General features: G+C 58.9%; 18 protein-coding genes and 1 pseudogene. 15 read left to right on the top strand and 4 right to left on the bottom strand.

Annotation, left to right across the window (positions count from 1 at the left end; all coding sequences use genetic code 11):
• From MOV63_RS18435 to MOV63_RS18415, 5 genes and pseudogenes are all read left to right on the top strand, one after another.
• Nucleotides 1-674, top strand: a pseudogene (locus MOV63_RS18435) (alpha/beta hydrolase); the annotation flags it as partial.
• A 257-nt stretch (nt 675-931) separates the two neighbouring features.
• Complete coding sequence (locus MOV63_RS18430) at nt 932-2,071, top strand: epoxide hydrolase family protein (RefSeq protein ID WP_040125206.1); 1,140 nt, start codon at nt 932-934, stop codon at nt 2,069-2,071.
• A gap of 62 nt (nt 2,072-2,133) precedes the next feature.
• Entirely contained in the window at nt 2,134-2,523 is a 390-nt protein-coding gene (locus tag MOV63_RS18425; protein WP_040125208.1) for an ester cyclase, read from the top strand.
• 40 nt (nt 2,524-2,563) lie between these two features.
• Nucleotides 2,564-3,319, top strand: coding sequence for a YafY family protein (locus tag MOV63_RS18420; protein ID WP_040125209.1), 756 nt, complete (start codon nt 2,564-2,566; stop codon nt 3,317-3,319).
• Nucleotides 3,320-3,331: 12 nt separating this feature from the next.
• A complete protein-coding gene (locus MOV63_RS18415; RefSeq protein WP_157885325.1) occupies nt 3,332-3,856 on the top strand; it encodes a nuclear transport factor 2 family protein in 525 nt (174 codons plus the stop codon).
• A gap of 45 nt (nt 3,857-3,901) precedes the next feature.
• Here MOV63_RS18415 and MOV63_RS18410 read toward each other — a convergent pair whose 3' ends face one another.
• On the bottom strand, nt 3,902-4,825 hold the full coding sequence (locus tag MOV63_RS18410) for an AraC family transcriptional regulator (protein WP_247035517.1): 924 nt from the start codon (nt 4,823-4,825) through the stop codon (nt 3,902-3,904).
• 73 nt (nt 4,826-4,898) lie between these two features.
• Here MOV63_RS18410 and MOV63_RS18405 point away from each other — a divergent pair, with 73 nt between their 5' ends.
• The 3 genes from MOV63_RS18405 to MOV63_RS18395 all read left to right on the top strand — a co-directional run bounded on the left by MOV63_RS18405 (nt 4,899) and on the right by MOV63_RS18395 (nt 7,090).
• Nucleotides 4,899-5,633, top strand: a complete 735-nt coding sequence (locus MOV63_RS18405; protein WP_247035515.1) for an SDR family oxidoreductase — start codon at nt 4,899-4,901, stop codon at nt 5,631-5,633.
• Nucleotides 5,634-5,820: 187 nt separating this feature from the next.
• Nucleotides 5,821-6,270 carry a MarR family winged helix-turn-helix transcriptional regulator gene (locus MOV63_RS18400; protein WP_405029351.1) on the top strand — a complete coding sequence of 150 codons (450 nt, stop codon included), beginning with the start codon at nt 5,821-5,823 and terminating at the stop codon, nt 6,268-6,270.
• A 4-nt stretch (nt 6,271-6,274) separates the two neighbouring features.
• A complete protein-coding gene (locus tag MOV63_RS18395; protein WP_247035512.1) occupies nt 6,275-7,090 on the top strand; it encodes an NAD(P)-dependent oxidoreductase in 816 nt (271 codons plus the stop codon).
• A 381-nt stretch (nt 7,091-7,471) separates the two neighbouring features.
• On the opposite strand, the gene MOV63_RS18390 is transcribed toward MOV63_RS18395, so the two are convergent.
• On the bottom strand, nt 7,472-8,041 hold the full coding sequence (locus MOV63_RS18390; protein WP_247035510.1) for a TetR/AcrR family transcriptional regulator: 570 nt from the start codon (nt 8,039-8,041) through the stop codon (nt 7,472-7,474).
• 90 nt (nt 8,042-8,131) lie between these two features.
• Between MOV63_RS18390 and MOV63_RS18385 the strand changes: the two genes are divergently transcribed.
• Nucleotides 8,132-8,875 (top strand): SDR family NAD(P)-dependent oxidoreductase, encoded by a 744-nt coding sequence (locus MOV63_RS18385; RefSeq protein ID WP_247035508.1) that lies wholly within the window; start codon nt 8,132-8,134, stop codon nt 8,873-8,875.
• Between the two features lie 459 nt (nt 8,876-9,334).
• Here MOV63_RS18385 and MOV63_RS18380 read toward each other — a convergent pair whose 3' ends face one another.
• The gene (locus MOV63_RS18380; RefSeq protein WP_247035506.1) at nt 9,335-10,660 is read right to left on the bottom strand and encodes a PLP-dependent aminotransferase family protein; all 1,326 of its coding nucleotides are present in this window, start codon (nt 10,658-10,660) and stop codon (nt 9,335-9,337) included.
• 103 nt (nt 10,661-10,763) lie between these two features.
• On the opposite strand from MOV63_RS18380, the gene MOV63_RS18375 reads away from it, so the two are divergent.
• The 6 genes from MOV63_RS18375 (at nt 10,764) to MOV63_RS18350 (ending at nt 16,725) form a co-directional block, all read left to right on the top strand.
• On the top strand, nt 10,764-11,732 hold the full coding sequence (locus MOV63_RS18375) for a nitrate ABC transporter substrate-binding protein (protein ID WP_247035504.1): 969 nt from the start codon (nt 10,764-10,766) through the stop codon (nt 11,730-11,732).
• A gap of 60 nt (nt 11,733-11,792) precedes the next feature.
• Nucleotides 11,793-12,680 (top strand): ABC transporter substrate-binding protein, encoded by an 888-nt coding sequence (locus tag MOV63_RS18370; RefSeq protein WP_247035503.1) that lies wholly within the window; start codon nt 11,793-11,795, stop codon nt 12,678-12,680.
• Nucleotides 12,677-13,603, top strand: coding sequence for an amino acid ABC transporter permease (locus tag MOV63_RS18365; RefSeq protein ID WP_247035502.1), 927 nt, complete (start codon nt 12,677-12,679; stop codon nt 13,601-13,603). Before MOV63_RS18370 ends, MOV63_RS18365 begins: the two co-directional genes overlap by 4 nt.
• Complete coding sequence (locus MOV63_RS18360) at nt 13,600-14,379, top strand: amino acid ABC transporter ATP-binding protein (protein WP_247035501.1); 780 nt, start codon at nt 13,600-13,602, stop codon at nt 14,377-14,379. The genes MOV63_RS18365 and MOV63_RS18360 overlap by 4 nt, the downstream gene beginning before the upstream one ends.
• A 69-nt stretch (nt 14,380-14,448) precedes the next feature.
• Nucleotides 14,449-15,633, top strand: coding sequence for a M20 aminoacylase family protein (locus tag MOV63_RS18355; protein ID WP_247035500.1), 1,185 nt, complete (start codon nt 14,449-14,451; stop codon nt 15,631-15,633).
• A 354-nt stretch (nt 15,634-15,987) separates the two neighbouring features.
• Complete coding sequence (locus MOV63_RS18350; RefSeq protein WP_038543031.1) at nt 15,988-16,725, top strand: hypothetical protein; 738 nt, start codon at nt 15,988-15,990, stop codon at nt 16,723-16,725.
• Nucleotides 16,726-16,731: 6 nt separating this feature from the next.
• On the opposite strand, the gene MOV63_RS18345 is transcribed toward MOV63_RS18350, so the two are convergent.
• Entirely contained in the window at nt 16,732-18,159 is a 1,428-nt protein-coding gene (locus tag MOV63_RS18345; protein WP_247035499.1) for an ISNCY family transposase, read from the bottom strand.
• Nucleotides 18,160-18,318 lie beyond the last annotated feature (159 nt).

The following is an 18,318-nucleotide window of genomic DNA, read 5'->3' as shown; positions in this document are numbered from 1 at the left end:
CCTGGGCGACACTCATGCAGCGGCTGAGCTACACCCGCTGGGTCGCCCAAGGCGGCGACTGGGGAGCCGGCGTGACCCATGCGCTGGGCCATCTGCGGCCAGCCGGGCTCGTCGCTGCCCACGTGAACTGGCAGTTGGTGGTTCCCGATAAGCTTCCCGATCATCCGACCCCTGAGGAGCAGCTTGCCATCGACGGCGTCAGGCGCTTCACCGGCGACGGCTACGGCTACTTCCGCGAACAGGCAACGCGCCCGCAGACCATCGCCTACGGCCTGGCAGATTCGCCTGTCGGACAAGCGACCTGGATCTACGAGAAGTTCCAGGCCTGGACCGATAACCGGGGAAACCCCGAGGATGCCCTGAGCATCGACCAGATGCTCGACGACATCTCGATTTACTGGTTCACGGGCACGGCGGCGTCCTCCGCTAGGTTCTACTGGGAGAACGCGCGGAACGGTCGCGGTGCTAATGCCGGCCGAATCGAACTGCCGATGGCGGCGACGGTGTTCCCGCATGAGATTTTCACGACGACGAAGGCCTGGGCTGAGGCGCTGTGGCCGAACCTGTTCTACTGGAACAAGGTTGATCGTGGTGGCCACTTCGCGGCCGTCGAGCAGCCCGCGATCTTCGCTGATGAGATGCGCAAGGCGTTCCGCTCGATCCGCAGCGGCTGATCGGCATACCGTTTGCTGAAGTGGACGCTCACGACAAAATAAAAGACGAGCTGACTGACCGATTCCCGCGCCTGCACTGTTTTACCCGCCAAGCAGGTCGAATAAGGTCGAACCGGCGCGCGTGACGAAATGTACGCTGCGCGATTGAGGCTAAGTCCCCGCGGCCTAGCTATTGTCCGATGAGACTCACGGTGTGCGCGAAGCCATCAACGAGGGCGATCCGCCCAATACTGGAGCACTAATTCAAGGAGGGAAAAATGGCGACGCCATTTACCATCCATATTCCCGATCAACGCCTTAATGAGATCAGGCGCAAAGTCGAAGCTTATGACTGGGATCAGCTGCCAGACGCCGGGGGCTGGCGATCCGGAATAGGCAAAGCGGATCTTCAGCGCCTGGTCAGGTTCTGGCTTGACGGATTCGACTGGCGCGAGGTCGAGCGTAGGCTAAATCGGCGTCCTCATTTCACCGCTGAGGTTGACGGCCAGCGCCTTCATTTTATCCACGAAGTAGGCGACGGGACCAAACCGCCCATCCTTCTTCTACACGGCTGGCCGGGGTCCTTCATTGAGTTCGAGCAGATGATCGATCCGCTCATCGCAGACGGCCATGACGTGGTCATACCGTCCCTCCCGGGCTTCGCCTTCTCCAACCCGACCACAGGCATCCTTGGTCCGATCCGGATTGCGGAGCTACTGCACAGGTTCATGACCGAGCTATTCGGCGAGCGGCGCTACTTTGTGCAGGGCGGCGATTGGGGCGCGGGCATCGCTACCCGAATGGCCTATGGTCGTCCGCAAGCATTGCTTGGCATCCACCTCAACATGGTCCCGATCACGGCCGCTGATGTGCGTCCGACGACGTCCGCTGAGGAGGACTGGCAGGCCCGTTTCGCTGCCAATTCCGATCGAGAGAGAGGTTACAGCCATGAGCAGGGTACGCGGCCCCAAACGCTAGGCGTCGCGATGGCAGACAGTCCCGTTGGTGCGGCGGCCTGGATCCTTGAGAAGTTCGGTGTCTGGTCCGACTTGCCGAAGCGCGATGATGGCAGCCCTGACCTATGGGAGCGCTTTTCCGAAGAGCAATTGCTGACCAACATTATGCTTTACGTGGCGCCCGCTGCGGTCGTGACTGCGACCTGGATCTATCAAGGCCAACGGGAAGAGGGTGCAGACAAGGTGCCCGCCGGGACGCGTGTGGACGTGCCTACAGGCGTCGCCGCGTTCCCTGACCCCGTCTTCATACCTCCGCCGCGATCGTACGCGGAGAAGACGTACAATATCGTGCGTTGGACTGAGATGACCAAGGGCGGTCATTTCGCAGCGATGGAAGAGCCGGAACTGCTGCTCGCGGATCTGCGTGCCTTCATCGCTAGTACTCAGGGACATCACCGTTGAGATCGGGATTTTTGCCACTAGCCCGCCGCACCATTCGCGAGACATCTGTGCGAGGACCGACAATGACCACAATTGATCTTGCAAACGTCTACCTCGGGTATATCGCCTGCCTGAACAGCCAAGATTGGGAAAATCTCGGACGCTTCGTCCAGGATGATGTTCGTCGCAACAGCACTATGCTTGGCCTGAGTGGATACCGGCGAATGCTCGAGGATAATTTCGAGCAGATGCCGGACCTCCATTTCGACATCCAGATCCTTGTCGCTGAACCGCCCCATATCGCGGCCCGGCTGTGGTTCGACGTTACGCCGAAAGGGCAATTTCTTGGCGTTCCTGTGAACGGTCGGAAGGTGGCCTTCGCGGAGAACGTCTTCTACGAATTCCGAGGAGGCCGAATCCAAGAGGTTTGGTCAGTCATCGACAAGGCTGGTATCGAGGGTCAACTTAGATAATCTCCTAAGAAAACGGCATTTGTCGAGAAAGAGCCTGTATATGTCGAGAACGGGGCGTCTATTTGAACTAATAAGCCTGCTACGAGCACGCAGGATGCCCGTTACGGCGCAATATTTGGCGCGTGAACTGGGTATCTCGCGGCGGAGCGTATACCGGGACATTGAGACGCTACGCTCGCTCGGAGCGCCTCTCGATGGACAGGCGGGTATCGGCTATCGTCTGGGAGAAGGCTTCTTTCTCCCGGAATTCGCGTTTTCATCGGATGAACTGGACGCGGTAATCCTCGGTTTAGGCTGGGTGCGGCAGCGCGCCGATCCCGCCTTGGCACAAGGCAGCGAGAGGGCTCTTGCGAAGATACTTTCCGCCAGAAAAAACGGCCCAGCGACAAATGATGCGCCACCTGCTCTCGTAACCGCGGCCTCGGCGTCGGAGCGCAAGGACCCTCCGCAGGTCGCTTTGTTGCGGGATGCCATCCGCCGGCAACACAAAGTCGCGATCAGCTATGGGGACACCCACGGCAGGTTGTCGGATCGGACCGTCTGGCCGATCGCCATCGTCTATTTCGATGATGTGCGCGTATTGGCGGCCTGGTGCGAACATAGATCGGCTTTCCGCCACTTCCGCGTCGATCGTCTGCAACTACGGACGGTTTCGGAGGAGCGCTACCCCGGTCGACGCCAATCCCTCGCGGCGCGGTGGCGGCAGCAGGATCGTGATTGGCGTTCGATGATGACGGTTTCTGACACGTCGAGGGGCTATCAATCGACGGGTGCAATCGCTCCACGCACCCTGTGAAAGGAAAGATAGATGGCCTTGCCCGGTTCGAACCCGATCGCGGCGCAACAGTGGGGCAGCGCAGTCCTGCGTTACGCAGTTATCCTGGTGAGTTTGGTGGTTTTACCAATCCCGGCTTCAGCACAGGCAGTTCCGGGTCCGGCGAAAAGAGAAGGATCAGCTATGACGAATCAAGAAGCCTGGAAGATCTACAAAAAATATCTAAGCGCTTGGAATACAACCTCGATCGAAGAGCGTTTGAAGATCGCCAACGAGGTTTTGAGCGAGAACATCGAATACCACACTGCAAGACATGACCTGACCACCGGTCGCTCGCTAGTCATCGAAGACATGGCCACGTTCCATGAGAGATTCCCGGGCGGACATTTCGAAATCGGCGATATCTCTTCGCACCACAATGTGGCTCTATTGACTTGGGTTATCATCCAGGCCGATGGCAAGGAGTTTGCTCGCGGAGGTGATCAAATCACAGTCGGTAGCAACGGACAGATCTCTAAAATAACGACCTTTGCGCCGTCTGTAAAAGATCCGAATTAATTTCTGCGAATTGAATTTGGCACTCGCGTCGCGCGTCTGCTTGCGTCACGATGCCGGGCCAGCTTTCGGAGGGCTTCCGAACTCGCGCTTAAAAGCGTGACCGAACGCGCTCTGGGACTCGTAGCCAACGCTCCTTGCTATAGTGGCAACATTCGCATCCCCCCTAGCCAGCGCCGTACGAGCAATGGTTAGGCGCCACGCCCGCAAGTAGGTGAGCGGCGGTTGACCTACGCGGCGGGCGAAGGCGGCGGAAAAAGCGGCGCGCGACATACCGGCGACGCTCGCGAGCCCGGCCACCGTCCAAGGCCGCGAGACATCCTCGTGGATCGCTTGGAGAACCCGACCTAGCCGGGGGTCTGAGAGCGCGCCAAACCATCCAATTCCGACTTGCTCGGGCTGGCTTGCGTAGGCGCGGATCGCTTCTACCAACAAGATGTCGGCCAGGCGTGAACTGACGACTTCTCCGCCAATTCTGTCTCGCTGGATCTCGTCGTTCATCAGATTGAGGATCGTTGCTATTGCTCCCGACGCAGGCGTGCCGCGGGGGACGAGCAAAAAGTCCGGCAGCATGTCGAGCAGGAAGTCTGCATTGTCAGCGGCAAAGCTGACCGTTCCTCCAATCCCTATTGTGTCATTGCCTCCGAAGCGGGCCACGTCGCAACCAGAAGCCCCATAAAAGACCTGTCCATCGATCGGCGTTTGTGCCGGGTCGCTCGCCACCACATAGGGAGTGCGTCCCAGCAGACCGACGTCACCTGCCTGCATCAACTGAGGCTCGCGTGAAGGCAGCAGCATCCAGCTTGTGCCGCGCAACACCGCAACGAACTTGAGCCGATCCATTGCGGGAAACGCGAGAGCCCATTCCCCCGCGGCCTCCATGCGCGTGCGCCGCGTCACCCTCGCACCAAGGACATCAAGCACATTCGATAGTGGGTCGGCCATCAATTTGGACGATTGCGACAACTTCATAGCCTAGGAAGCATAGATCATCTTGCCGCGCTTGGCTATTTTCTTCGGAAGAACTCGGCAATGGAGATCGGCAATGAGCGTCGAAGGCAAAGTCATCGCGATCACAGGGGCGAGCAGTGGCATTGGGTGCGCGACGGCGAAATTGCTGGCGAAACATGGCGCTTACGTTGTGCTGGGCGCCCGCAACGAGAAGGCCCTCGCAGCGATCACGGCCGAGATGACCGCTGCGGGCGGCAAGGTTGCGTTCCTAGCGACCGATGTCCGCCGCCGGCGCGATCTTGAAGCGCTTGTTGGATTGGCGGTCGAACGGGGCGGCAAACTTGATGCCATCGTTAACAACGCCGGAATTGGACCGATCTCGCGATTCGACGCGCTGCGTGTCGAGGATTGGGACGCAATGATAGACGTTAATCTGCGTGGCACTCTCTACGGGATCGCCGCCGCGCTGCCGGTGTTCACGCGGCAGGGAAGCGGCCACGTGATCAACGTCATCTCTACCGCGGGTATCAAGATACTACCGACGATGGGCGTCTACGCCGCGACCAAGAATGCAGTCCGGACGGTGACGGAAGCCCTGAGGCAGGAGGCGAGATCGAAGCTTCGCGTCACGGAGATATCACCGGGAATGGTAGCCACGAACTTCGGAGACTCGATTACAGACCAGGCAGTCAAGGAGGCCATCGGTAAACGCTTAGGAAATATCGCGATCCCTCCCGGTGCAGTCGCACGGGGCATTCTCTTCGCACTGGAGCAGCCGCCCGAAGTCGATGTCGGCAGCATAGTCATTCGGCCGACTGCACAGGACTGAGGAGCGGTGCTCGAGCTTCAGCGTTGAAGCGATGCCACTGGATGCGGAATTTCTCGTATCGGCGCGTCCCCAGGCTTGTTCGCAGCGACATCACCTTCGTCGGAGCAGCACCACACGACACTTGACAGTTCGTTCGGTACCTTGCAATATTCGCAAGCTACCAAACAAATGGAGGGACCTTGTCCTCATGCAGGACGAACGAGACGTCGAACATCTGACCGTGGGAGCATGGACAAAGCGATGCTATTTTGCGGGACGGGCCCTCATGGACGCGACCCTTCGTCCATACGATCTGGGTTCGACGCAATGGTACGTTCTCTGGCATTTGGCAAACGCTGGTCCGGCGGTGCAGCGCGATCTCGGACGTGCCCTTGAGCTCGAGCGAGCGACTTTAAGCGGGATCATCGCCACGCTCGTTCGCAAAGGCCTGGTCCAGCAGACCTCGGATGGAGAAGACCAGCGCCAGCGTCTTCTGACCCTGACGAGTTCAGGCGAGGCCCTGTGGCGCGAGCTCCCCGACCTCTCGTTTATCCACCAAGCCGCTTTTGACGGCATCGATGAGGCCGATCTGGCCGCGACGATGCGCGTCCTTCGATTGGCGACCGGGCGGCTACAGACCCTCTCACGGAAGGTGTGAGCTCATGACTATACTGATAACTGGAGCGACGGGCCTTGTTGGCGAGCGCCTTGTTCCGCGGCTGGTAGAAGCAGGTCTTGCTTGCCGGCTGCTGCTGCGGGCAGGGAAAACCTGCCCGCCGGGCGCAACGGCCATGACCGGCGATATTCTTGACCCTTCGACGCTGTCGGAAGCTGTTCGGGGTGTTTCGGCGATTGTGCACCTAGCCGCCGTCTTTCGCAGCCCGGATACGGATTTGATCTGGAGGAGTAACCTGGAGGGCACCCGCAATCTGATCGCCGCCGTGCAAGCCAATGCGCCCGACGCTCGGTTCATCATGGCGAGCACGTCGAATGTCTATAACAAGAACTCGACCCAGCCCGGCCGGGAGACAGATAGTGTTGAGCCGGAACAAGCCTACCCCGCCAGCAAGGTCGCAGCCGAGAAACTGCTGCGCGAGAGTGGCTTGAACTGGTCGATCTTACGGTTCCCGTTTGTTTATGGCGACGGCGACGGTCACCTGGAGATGCTGCCAAAGCACCTGGTCGCCTTCGGCTTCCATCCCGCCAATCGCATGAGCACGATACACCATCGCGATATTGCAACGGCGATGAGATTGGCGCTGGCAGGCGCCTTCGATGGCCGGATCGTTAACATATCCGATGAAGCGCCGACGACGGTCTATGAATTGGCGGGACTCGTGGGGCAAAAAATGGAACCCTCGGCCGAGGCAATGCAAAATCCATGGTACCTCCATGTTGATGCATCGCTCGCGCGGAGTCTTGGTTTCCGGCCGATCGTGAGGACGGTGTACCAGGCTGCGCAGGAAAAAATACTCTAGGGCAATAATGCATGTCCTGCAGGCGCCCGATTATGCTGCTTCGAAGCAACCGCTTCTATTGGCGCGCTGGCCGTATGCGGTCCCGGTTGATAGTTCGGGCCTGAGAAGCGTTCCCCCGTCGCGCGTCCTCGATCTGCTGGCGGCGACACTTTCTTTCGGGCCGAGACCGGCGGGGCCACGCCAGGCGGCAAGACCACTGACGGTGGGACGCACAAGTCGCCGGGCAATGGCGGGCCAAGTTGCGCCACGCCCGTATAGTCGCGTGGGAGCACTGACATCATAAGTGACCATCGCAATTACGGTCGGAACGACTTCTCCATAGGCAAGCCGAAGAAAGATCCAATCAAACAGCCAATGCTGGACCGGGATGCGCCGAAGAGGCTATTGCCGAGATCCACCGCGTGAGGCGACGCCACTTGTAAAGACGCTAACCAAATGCGCTATATGCGCTTCAGGCAAATTGTCCTGCTCTGTGGCGAGCGAGATTGCGGTCGCTACGCACACAAGATCATCGAAGCTGATGTCTGGTCGAACTGCCCCTGCCTTCTGCGCACTGTTCAACAGGCGAACGCCTTCGGCCGTGGTTGCGAGACATCCGGGCGTCCCGATTCTCATAACCATCCCGAGCGATGCTGCCAGACCACGATAGACGTTTGTGTGCTGAACGAGGTCTTCCAAATATGCGCGTAGAGCGTCCAAAGGATCAAGTTTGGATGCTCTGGCACGGCTCGCTTCCGCAAAAGCCAGAAATCGGGCGCTGTATGTGGCGGCCAAGAGGTCTTCTCTCGTCGGAAAGCGGCGATAAAGCGTCCCGATCCCGACCCCGGCGCGCTTTGCGACGTCGTCCAATGAAACGCCCGCGCCTCGCTCCAGAAAGACCTCCTCCGCTGCGGCAAGGATCCGCTCCTTGTTCAGCCGCGCATCGGCTCGCAATGGAGTTTCGTCCGCCAAAAAATCGACCTCACTGTGACTTGTAAGTGGAGGATATCTCCATATAGTAAGTGGAGCAATCCTCCATTTACTATGAAGCGAGCGAATGGCATGACGAAGCGATTTGAGAAGAAGGTCGTGGTGATCACAGGCGGGACCGACGGGATAGGCTTGGCAACGGCCAAGTTGTTTGCAGCAGAAGGTGCCCACACGTATGTCACGGGCCGACGGCAGAAACGCCTGGACGAGGCGCTAGAGGAAATCGGCAACGGCGCCATTGGCGTTCAAGGCGATGTCAGCGATCTCGCGGACCTCGACAAACTCTATGCAGAAGTAAAGCGTGATCACGGCCGCGTTGACGTGGTATTCGCCAATGCCGGCGTGTCCGAGTCCGCCCCGATCGGCGCGATTGAAGAAGATCATTTCGACCGGGTCTTCGATATCAACGTCAAAGGTATGGTCTTTACGGTGCAGAAGGCTCTACCGCTGATGCCTTCCGGCGGCGCTGTCGTGTTGACCGGATCGGGGGCGGGCAGCAAGGGCTTTGCCAACCTGTCCATTTATAGCGCGACCAAAGCAGCGATTCGCTCGTTCGCACGAACTTGGACGATCGACCTGAAAAGCCAGGGTATTCGTGTGAACGTCGTTTCACCCGGCATGGTCCTGACATCGGCAATGCAAACCTATCTGCAGAACAATGCCGGCGCTGAGGAGTGGATGCAGCAGGCTATTCCGTTCGGTAGGCTTGCCCAGACCGAAGAGGTCGCCAAGGCGGTGCTGTTTCTGGCATCGAACGATAGTAGCTTCGTTGGCGGCGAAGAACTATTTGTCGACGGCGGCTTCGTGGCAGTGTGAGAACCGAGTACCGGGACCGTCGAGACGTCTGGCTTCTATAGAACGGCGCCCCAGCACAGACCGGCGGCGCGAGGGGGTCGTTTTCGGCCGGCACATGCACCCGCTTGGGCAGACCTTGGTCACTGTCTCCGCCACAGTGTTGCTCAAAAGGAAGGTGGCCCTATTGAGACACCCCACCCGGGTGACGTCGAGTGGATCCCTCCTCAGGTGAAGCCGAAACGAGGAATTCGAACTCCGATTCCCGGCATCACCTGCACGGGCGTCACTGCTACCGGCCAGCGAACCACATGAATTGTGGAAGACCTTTTAGGTGCCAAAAGCCACGATATCCGCGCAAAGGCGCATTGGAACGCTGTGACGACCGCGCGTACCTACGTCATCAACAAACACCGCGTTCGGGCGGCAATGGAACATTGTGAGACCGTATGCCCCAGAGCTGTCAACGCATAGCGTGTGCAGCTACATAATGTGGGCGAGTGCAATCGCGTCAGCTACATCCTCGGAGCGCTCATCCAACATCGACGTTGCCACACGAATGTTATTGCTGTGAGCAATGCAGAATTTGCTTCCCGAGTTGACCGCAATGTTCCGGGCAGCGAGCGTAACCATTGCAAAGGGCTCAGAGACCACCGGCACCCACAAAGATAACCCGTCTCCATCTTCGATGGTTAGGCCGCGCACGCGCAGAGCGCTAGTGAGCATATCGCGTCGTTTTTTATAGATAGCCCGGGCAGATGCGATGCCTTCCCAAGTTTCCGGTTGGCGCAACAACCATGCGCCGGCGGCTTGAAGAACGCGGCTGGTCCAGGCGGCACTAAAACTACGATAAGACTGGATCTGTTCAACGATTGCCGCTGTGCCTGACAATACCGCCAAACGAAGATCGGGGCCGAGCGTCTTGGAAAACGAGGTAATGTGAATGACCCTATCGGGAAACTGCGCGCCAAGCGAATGACGCTCAACCCCCGAAATATCGGACATGCCGTCATCCTCAATTATGAGGGTGTCGCTGTCACGTAGTACTTCAGTCAGTTCGCCCAAACGTTGCGGCGTCACTGTCCGGCCGGTCACTGAATGCAGCCGCGGCTGAAACAGGAAAACGACCGGTTTGTAGCGCATCGCATCCTGGAGCGATGAGGGCAGCGGGCCGTACTCGTCACATTTCACAGGTAGTATACGTGCACCCTGATGCTCAAGAATATCGAGGAGCCGCATCGCCGTCGGTTCTTCGATGGCGACAGGCGCGCCGGGCGTCACCAGCGCATGAATAGCAGTATACACTGCATTATAACCGCCGTTGGTCGCAAGCATCGCTTCCGGTTCATAGGGCCATGTCTTGCGTACTTCGGCCTCCAGCTCCGGCAGAATACGGCTGCGCTCATAGCTGTTGAGGTTCTCTGCGGAAGCCCCGTATGCCAGCGCCTTCTCCAAAGTCGGCAGCAGCCTTGGGTCCGGAACGGCCATCGTCAGGTCGAGCACATCTGCACCGTAGTGGCCGGAACTCGCAAGACGCTCTGGCTTTGCGATGAAGCGGTCACCACTGACCCAGGTGCCGTTACGGCCCCTTCCTGTAATGATCTTTTGCCGTCTGAGTTCGCTCCAAGCTTCCGAAATCGTCGCCGGGCTGACACCGAGCGAAAAAGCGAGATCACGGATGGGAGGCAGCTTGGCGCCTACGGGAAGCGCCCCTGCCCTGATCAAGGCACTGGTTTCCAACGCGATTCCGTGAATTGTTCGATCGCTTAATTTTTCGGCAAACCAGATCGAATCGTAGGTGTCGCTCATTTTCTCACCAGTTTAAATGTTCAATAACGTAATAACATTTGATCATTACGATGTGAACATTTTAATCTCTCTTCATAAGCACTTTCCGACATGAGTATGTAGAATGACACTGGGCCTTCGAATTGCACTGCGTGACTGGGACTATATGACCCCGCTGATCCTCGGCGATGTCGCTTCCGACAAGCTCGACTTACGGGTGGACCGGATCGGAACGCTTGTGTCCCATCTCGGCAAGAGCCCCGACCACGAGGCCGCCGAGATTTCGTTCAGCCGCTATACCCAGCTTCGCCACGACGGCGATGACAGCGTCGTTGGCATTCCCAACTTCATCATGCGCGGCTTCCGCCATCGCTGCATCATGACCACTCGCGACAGCGATCTGACAACGCTCGGCCAGCTGGCCGGCAAACGCATCGGCGTCACCGGATGGCGCGACAGCGGCAACACGTGGACGCGTGCGGCTATCCGCCGCGAAGGCGTCGGGGTCAAGGATGCGATGTGGTATGCTGGCCGCCTGACAGAGGCACACCCAGTCACCGATCGCCTCGACGGCTTTGGCCAGCCCGGCCTGATCGAAGCCTGCCCCGGCGAACGCCCGATGGTAGACCTTTTGCGCGAAGGTGGGCTGGATGCGATCTTTACGCCCTTCATGCCCGATGGCTATTTCGAGCCTGGCTCACCGTTCCGTCAGGTGCTGGCCGATTTCCGCGCAGAAGAGCGCCGGTATTTCGACGATGTGGGATACGTTCCGGGCATGCACCTGATCGGCATCAAGGCTGATATCGTTGCCGAGAACCCATGGGTAATTGCCGAAGTCAGCAGACTGATCGACGAGTCGCAGCGCATGTGGACCACCAAGCGTCGCAAATATGCCGAAACCACGCCATGGATGTTCGACGAGGTCCTGAAAACCTCGCGCGAGCTGCCCAAAGGCTGGGATGCCAGCGGATTTGCCGCCAACCGCAAGATGATCGACGATTTTGCCAGTGAACTGCACGCGCAGGGCATCATGAAGCGCCACATGGCGCCGGAAGAGCTTTTCGCATTCGATACGGATGGCAGCCGGATCTGACCGGCAGCTGTAACGTTACTCTCTCAAGAAACGTAGCTTTGTAAAACAAGGGGAATGACCATGTCGCATAAGAAACTCATCGCTCTCGCCCTCGCCGGCGTAGCACTTGCGGGCGTCGCCAGGGCGCAGGACGCATCCATCAAACTGGACGTCAACAAGGCGCTCCACAATCGCCTGCCGGAAGACATCAAGTCCGCCGGCAAGATGATCTCCGTCAACAACGGTTCGTTCCCTCCCTACGAAATCGTCACCGGCACCGATATGACAGGCGCCAGTGCCGACCTGACCGATGCGCTCGGACAGGTTCTCGGCGTCAAGATCGAGCATGCGACTGTCGGTGGTCTGCCGGCCCTGCTGGCCGGCGTCAACGCGGGCCGTTACCAGTTCGCCTTCGGCCCGATCGGCGACTACAAGGATCGCGAAGCAGCAAGCGACTTCGTCGATTGGGTGCAAGAATTCGTGGTCTTCGCCACTCTCAAGGGCAATCCCAAGGGCATTGGCTCGCTGGACACGTCCTGCGGCCAGCGCATCTCGGTCATGGCCGGCGGATCCGCCGAACGGGTGATCAAGGCACAGTCGGACAAGTGCAAGGCTGACGGCAAGGAACCGGTGGAGGTCCAGTCCTATACCGATCAGCCGGCATCGATCCTGGCCGTCCGTTCCAAGCGCGCCGATGCCTTCTTCTCCTCACAGGCGCCGCTGACCTATTTCGTCTCCCAGGCGAACGGCCAGCTGGAACTGACCGGCGTCGGCCAGAAGAACGGCTTTGAAGACATCTTCCAGGGCGCCGTCGTGCCGAAGGGCTCACCGCTCGGCCCGGTGTTCGTCGATGCCATCAAGGTGCTCATGGACAATGGCACCTATGCCGCGATCATGAAGAAATGGGGCCTCGAGAACAACATGATCAAGCAGCCCGGCCTCAACCTTGGCGGGCAGCTTCCCAAATGAGCACCGCCAGCAACAACAACGCAGCGCCTTCGGGCGCCGCGGACTTCCGCGACGTGGCGACGGCTCACACGCCTTTCCGGGCTGGCCCTCTCGCCCTCCGGATCGTGATTGCGCTGGTCGTCGTCGACTTCGGCTGGATCATTGCCGCCAATGAAAACTTCGGCTGGCCGGTTGTTGCGCGGTATTTCTTCGATCCGACGGTTTTGAGCGGTCTTTACGTCAGCCTTGGCCTCACCGTGATCGCCATGATCCTCGGTGTCGCGCTCGGCCTGGTGATCGCTATTGCCCGCATGTCAGACGACAAACTGGCGAGTTCGTTCGCCTCGCTGTTCATCTGGTTCTTCCGCGGCACGCCGCTGCTCGTCCAGCTGATCTTCTGGTACAACATGTCGACGTTGTTTCCGGCGATATCGATTTCACTTCCCTTCGGTCCGACACTCATCAGTTGGGATACCAATTCTGTGATCACGCCGATGACCGCGGCGATCGTTGGCCTCGCACTCAACGAAGCGGCCTATATGGCAGAAGTCATCCGCGGCGGCCTTCTGTCGGTTGACCGCGGCCAGACCGAAACGGCGGAAGCCTTCGGCATGACCAAGGCGCGAGCCCTGCGGCGGATCATTATTCCGCAGGCGATGCGTTCGATTGTGCCGCCGACCGGCAACCAGCTGATCAGCATGATCAAGGCGACCTCGATCGTCAGCGTCATCGCCATGGCCGATCTGCTTTATTCGGTGCAATCGATCTATAACCGCACCTTTGAGATCATCCCGATGCTGCTGGTCGCGGTCCTCTGGTACCTGCTCATCACCTCGGTGCTGAATATCGGTCAGGGCTATATCGAAGCCTATTATGGTCGCAGCGACCGCCGCAATGGCGCCACGCCCAAGCTAGCAGCTGTCACAGAGGAGGCAAGCCATTGACCATCGTCGATATCACCAAGCCCCTCGTCCAGGCTCGTAATGTCCACAAGTCCTTCGACCGGCTCGAAGTGTTGAAGGGCATCGACCTCGACATTATGCCGGGGGAAGTCGTGGCCGTTCTGGGGCCGTCCGGCTCGGGCAAATCCACCTTCCTGCGCTGTATCAATCACCTCGAAGATATCCAGAAGGGATATATCGAGGTGGATGGCGAGCAGATCGGTTACCGCGTCAAGAACGACCGGCTGGAAAGACTGTCGCCCAACGGCATTGCCAGGCAGCGTCGAAAGATTGGCATGGTGTTCCAGCAGTTCAACCTCTACCCGCACATGACAGTCTTGCAGAACATTATCGAGGCGCCGGTCGGCGTTCACGGTCAGAGCCGCAAGGATGCCATCGAGAACGCCAAGGGCCTTTTGGAGCGCGTCGGTCTGTCGGAGAAGGCACATGCCTACCCGCGGCAGCTTTCCGGCGGCCAGCAACAACGCGTCGCAATTGCCCGCGCGCTGGCGATCAAGCCGAAGCTGATGCTGTTCGATGAGCCAACCTCGGCGCTCGATCCGGAACTGGTCGGCGAAGTGCTGGCGACCATGCGGGATCTGGCAAAGCAGGGCCTCACCATGATCGTCGTCACCCACGAGATCAGTTTTGCACGTGAAGCGGCCGACCGGGTGGTGTTCATGGACGGAGGGGTGGTCATCGAACAGGGAAACCCGGAAGACGTGATCGGCAACCCGCAGCATACGCGCACGCAGGCTTTTCTGTCGCGCTTCCTGTAAATCCTCCCCGACTAGCCCCGGCCGAAAGGCCGGGGTCTTTTGTTCAAAATCTTAAAGTCTGGATATTCCATGCCTAGCCAAGACAATCTCTACGCCCGCATCGCCGATTTCGAATCTATGGAAGCCGAGCTGAAGGCGACCCGCCAGCATCTCCATGCTCATCCGGAACTCTCTTTCGAAGAGGCCGAAACCGCCCGATACGTAGCCGAAAAACTCGAAAGCTGGGGTTACACGGTAACCCGCAATGTCGGCGGTCATGGGGTTGTGGCGACGCTCAAGAATGGCACCGGCACAAGGAGCATCGGTATCCGCGCCGACATGGATGCGTTGCCGATCGAAGAAGAGACTGGCGTCGCCTATGCCAGCACCGTGCCCGGCAAGATGCATGCGTGCGGTCACGACGGCCACACCACGGTTCTGCTCGGGGCCGCTGAATATTTGGCGCGCACCAAGCGCTTCAACGGCACAGTGACGCTGATCTTCCAGCCTGCTGAGGAAGCAGGCCAATTCAGCGGTGCGCAGCGGATGATCGCTGACGGCCTGTTCGAACGCTTTCCGATCGACGCTATTTTTGGCCTGCACAACCATCCCGGCATGCCGGCCGGCACGCTGCTCACCCGAGCCGGCCCAATGATGGCCGCCGGCGACACCGTCAAGATCACTGTCACCGGCAAGGGCGGACATGCCTCGCGTCCGCACCTGACCGTCGATCCGGTCCTTGTCGCCTGCAATCTCGTGATGACGCTGCAATCGATCGTCTCGCGCAATGTCGATCCGACCCAGACGGCGGTCGTCACGGTAAGCACCATTCATGCCGGAGAGGCATCGAACGTCATCCCTAATAATGCCAGGATTTCGATGAGCGTGCGCTGCTTCGATCCCGCGATCCGCGTTTTCCTCGAGGAGCGCATTCGCAAATTGACGGCAAGCGTTGCCGAAGGGCACGGCGCCACCGCCGAGATCGAATACGAATACGGTTATCCCGTTGTAGTAAATTCCGAGGAGGAGACGGCCTTCGCACGCGAGGTCGCCGAGGAACTGGTTGGCACCGACCATGTCTCGACCTGCCCGCCTCTGCCCGGCAGCGAAGACTTTGCCTATTTCCTTCACCATCGTCCCGGCAGCTTCCTGCGGCTTGGCAACGGCAAAAATTCGCAGATCCTGCATTCATCAAAATACGACTTCAACGATGGCAGCCTGACCACTGGCGCTGCGATGTGGGCACGCCTGGCCGAGCGTTATCTCAACGTATGAGGCCGTCTGAAAAATAGAGTTTCGCCTTGATGGGATTCGAACAGCGACCTCGGCAGACTTAATGCTTCAGACACTTAGGCATTCATGTGGCGGTGAAGTTGGAATGTCCGCGGTTGCGCAAAGTAGAAATGTCACTTTGGGCGCGGCGTCAGCCATTTAGACATGCGACACTCGACATCTCCACTGGCGCTGAGGCAAGCCCCCGACCGGACCGGCTGGCCAGGTTGCAAGGGAAGGGAGGGGGCGGGTGATAAACACCCCATTCGGCTTTAGCTTCCTCAGTAGCAATTGTTTCCTTGGCGGTTGATACTCGCTTGCGCCTGTATGTAGCAAGATAGGGATCTAAGCGGCACGATGCTTCCGGAAATCAAGTTGCAGGGTGACGTCGATGTCGCCGCGCTGTCACCACTTCTTCGCGGCATGCTTCTTTCCGTTGCCTATGCTAACGGTGAGGGTGGCATTGGGCTGACGGCGACCGGCGCCATGAACCGCAAGTTCGTGCATTGGGCCGCTGTGAACTTCCTCTGGCCCGACTTCACAGCAAAAGATCTCTACAGCATGAACAAGGTGCTCAATGAAAGCGACATGCCGCCGCTTTGGGTGGTGCGCGACATGACCCGTCATCTAAAGCTGCTGCGCCGGAGAAAGGATGTGCTGCTGCCAACCAGACGCGGCCGGGAGTTCCTGATGAACCCGCAAGCCTTCTTCGATCTGGTCGCCACGGATTACCTCTATTCCTATGTCCACGCCACCGAGCGGGAAGAGGAGGTCCAAGCGCGGTTACGCTGGTGGCGCATGTTCCTCAACCTTCTCAACATCAAAGCCAGAGAAGGTTGCACGCCATTAGATGTTGTGAAGATCCTCTATCCAGATCTGGCGCCTCTTTCAGAAACCGAAATGACCCTAGAAGCCTGGGAGTTAAAGTCCGATCTCCAGTATGGCGTCTTACGGCGCTTGTGCTGGCTCGGCTTGCTCTATGAAGCAAGAGAGGGGCTCACACTCTTCCAGGACGGATCCTTCCACAAGACGCCGCTTTGGTCCGCCTGCCTGCAATTGGAATCGGATACGCAGAGCGACATCGGCGTGCACTGACGATTTTTATTCCGCCGCTGGCTGCCTCAATAACGCTTTCTGACGCTTCGCAATCACCGCTGGATCGTTCATAAAATCCGTGCTCCGTCCCGGCTTGCGGCCACGCTTCTGATAGCCGTTTGCCGTGCTGCCGTCGCGAATGCCGAACATATGATCCGTTTGGCCCGTTCGGCGAAGACCGCTCTTGCTGCGCTGCTGTTCTCGGCCGGCCTGCAGCTCAGCGACGATCGACAGCACGTCGTCCAAACGCTTGTTCTCAACGACTTCGGATCGATGCACCGATCGCAACGTGTCGAAGGTTCTGTAGGGCAGGGCAAAGCTCTCGTGCATGATCTCGAGGCGGCCGTCCGGATAGTCGCAGACCACGACCTTCTTACCTGCCAGGGACCTGGAAAGGTCCGTCGGATCAAGAATGAACAGCACCTTGTCGTAGCGCAGCGTCAGGGCCTGCGACAGCGTGCGGACCTCCTTGCGGCACATGGCACCATCGAGGTTCTCATGATCGGCCAAAGGTCGGTGCACGTCTTTCGGATTGCGTGGCGGCTTGCCGAACCGCGAATTGAAATCCGCAATGAACTCAGGCGCATAGGCGTTGGCCGCCTCAATCGTATCGATGCCGCGAAGCCGCATCTCCTTCACCAACCGGTCCTGCAATGTCTGATTGGCACGTTCCACACGGCCCTTGGCCTGCGGAGTGTTGGCGCAGATGATGTCGATGTTCAACTCATAGAGCGCCCGACCGAACTGCGTCAGGCCACTCGTCCGGTCCTTCTCGGACGCATGGGTCGAACGAAAAACACCATGCTTGTCGCTGTAGAAAGCCAGCGGCTTGCCCCATTGCTGCAGATAGGCCTTGGTCGCGTGCAGATAGTCGAATGTGTTCTCCGATCCGGCAAACCGTAGATGCAAGAGCTTGCCGGTGGCGTCATCGATATAAACGAGTAGGGCGCATTTGGGGCCGCGGTTCTCGAACCACCAGTGATGCGACCCATCGATCTGCACCAGTTCGCCAAAGCAGTCGCGCCGGCCGCGTGGCTGGAAAACCCGTTTCTTGCGTTCCCGGCGCGAGATCCAGATGCCGGCCTCGGTCATCCATTGCCGCAATGTCTCCTTGGCAACAGAGATCCGGTGCAACTCGATCAGCTTCTCGCGCGCCAATGTCGGGCCGAAATCCAGATAGCGCTCGCGGATCAGATCCAGCGCCGCATTGCGGAAATCCTCGCTGTGACGCCGGTTGCTCGGACGTGATCGCTTCTTCGAAACGAGGCCGGCTGGACCATCCCGGTCATAGGCCTGCAACAGCCGATGGACCTGACTTCGACTGAGGTCGAGCAATTCGGCGGCCTGAACAACGCTCAGGCGTAGGTCAGGGATCTTCTGGATGACTTCGAGGCGATGCAATTCTTTCTGCGACATGGTGATCAAACAGGACATGACAACTCCAACCGCTCATGGTCTCGACCAGGCTGAAGATCATCATCCTTGCTCCCAACGTTGGCTTTGACCAGTGCGTCGAGAGGCGAGACTGTCGCATCTCTAACTGGCCCAACTGTCGCATTACTAAATAGCCGCTACATTCATGTGTGGCGTAGT

This window comes from Neorhizobium sp. SHOUNA12A, from assembly GCF_023006505.1.
In the GTDB taxonomy this organism is placed as follows: Bacteria; Pseudomonadota; Alphaproteobacteria; order Rhizobiales; family Rhizobiaceae; genus Neorhizobium.
Note: the sequence above shows the minus strand (reverse complement) of the source record. Positions and strands in the feature narration are given on the sequence as shown.

What these genes read in the sequence shown, in the direction of transcription:
- MOV63_RS18430 (WP_040125206.1), top strand. Translation starts at nt 932, where the DNA reads ATGGCGACGCCATTTACCATCCATATTCCCGATCAACGCCTTAATGAG.
- MOV63_RS18425 (WP_040125208.1), top strand. Translation starts at nt 2,134, where the DNA reads ATGACCACAATTGATCTTGCAAACGTCTACCTCGGGTATATCGCCTGC.
- MOV63_RS18420 (WP_040125209.1), top strand. Translation starts at nt 2,564, where the DNA reads ATGTCGAGAACGGGGCGTCTATTTGAACTAATAAGCCTGCTACGAGCA.
- MOV63_RS18415 (WP_157885325.1), top strand. Translation starts at nt 3,332, where the DNA reads ATGGCCTTGCCCGGTTCGAACCCGATCGCGGCGCAACAGTGGGGCAGC.
- MOV63_RS18410 (WP_247035517.1), bottom strand. Translation starts at nt 4,825, where the DNA reads ATGAAGTTGTCGCAATCGTCCAAATTGATGGCCGACCCACTATCGAAT.
- MOV63_RS18405 (WP_247035515.1), top strand. Translation starts at nt 4,899, where the DNA reads ATGAGCGTCGAAGGCAAAGTCATCGCGATCACAGGGGCGAGCAGTGGC.
- MOV63_RS18400 (WP_405029351.1), top strand. Translation starts at nt 5,821, where the DNA reads ATGCAGGACGAACGAGACGTCGAACATCTGACCGTGGGAGCATGGACA.
- MOV63_RS18395 (WP_247035512.1), top strand. Translation starts at nt 6,275, where the DNA reads ATGACTATACTGATAACTGGAGCGACGGGCCTTGTTGGCGAGCGCCTT.
- MOV63_RS18385 (WP_247035508.1), top strand. Translation starts at nt 8,132, where the DNA reads ATGACGAAGCGATTTGAGAAGAAGGTCGTGGTGATCACAGGCGGGACC.
- MOV63_RS18380 (WP_247035506.1), bottom strand. Translation starts at nt 10,660, where the DNA reads ATGAGCGACACCTACGATTCGATCTGGTTTGCCGAAAAATTAAGCGAT.
- MOV63_RS18375 (WP_247035504.1), top strand. Translation starts at nt 10,764, where the DNA reads ATGACACTGGGCCTTCGAATTGCACTGCGTGACTGGGACTATATGACC.
- MOV63_RS18370 (WP_247035503.1), top strand. Translation starts at nt 11,793, where the DNA reads ATGTCGCATAAGAAACTCATCGCTCTCGCCCTCGCCGGCGTAGCACTT.
- MOV63_RS18365 (WP_247035502.1), top strand. Translation starts at nt 12,677, where the DNA reads ATGAGCACCGCCAGCAACAACAACGCAGCGCCTTCGGGCGCCGCGGAC.
- MOV63_RS18355 (WP_247035500.1), top strand. Translation starts at nt 14,449, where the DNA reads ATGCCTAGCCAAGACAATCTCTACGCCCGCATCGCCGATTTCGAATCT.
- MOV63_RS18350 (WP_038543031.1), top strand. Translation starts at nt 15,988, where the DNA reads ATGCTTCCGGAAATCAAGTTGCAGGGTGACGTCGATGTCGCCGCGCTG.
- MOV63_RS18345 (WP_247035499.1), bottom strand. Translation starts at nt 18,159, where the DNA reads ATGTCCTGTTTGATCACCATGTCGCAGAAAGAATTGCATCGCCTCGAA.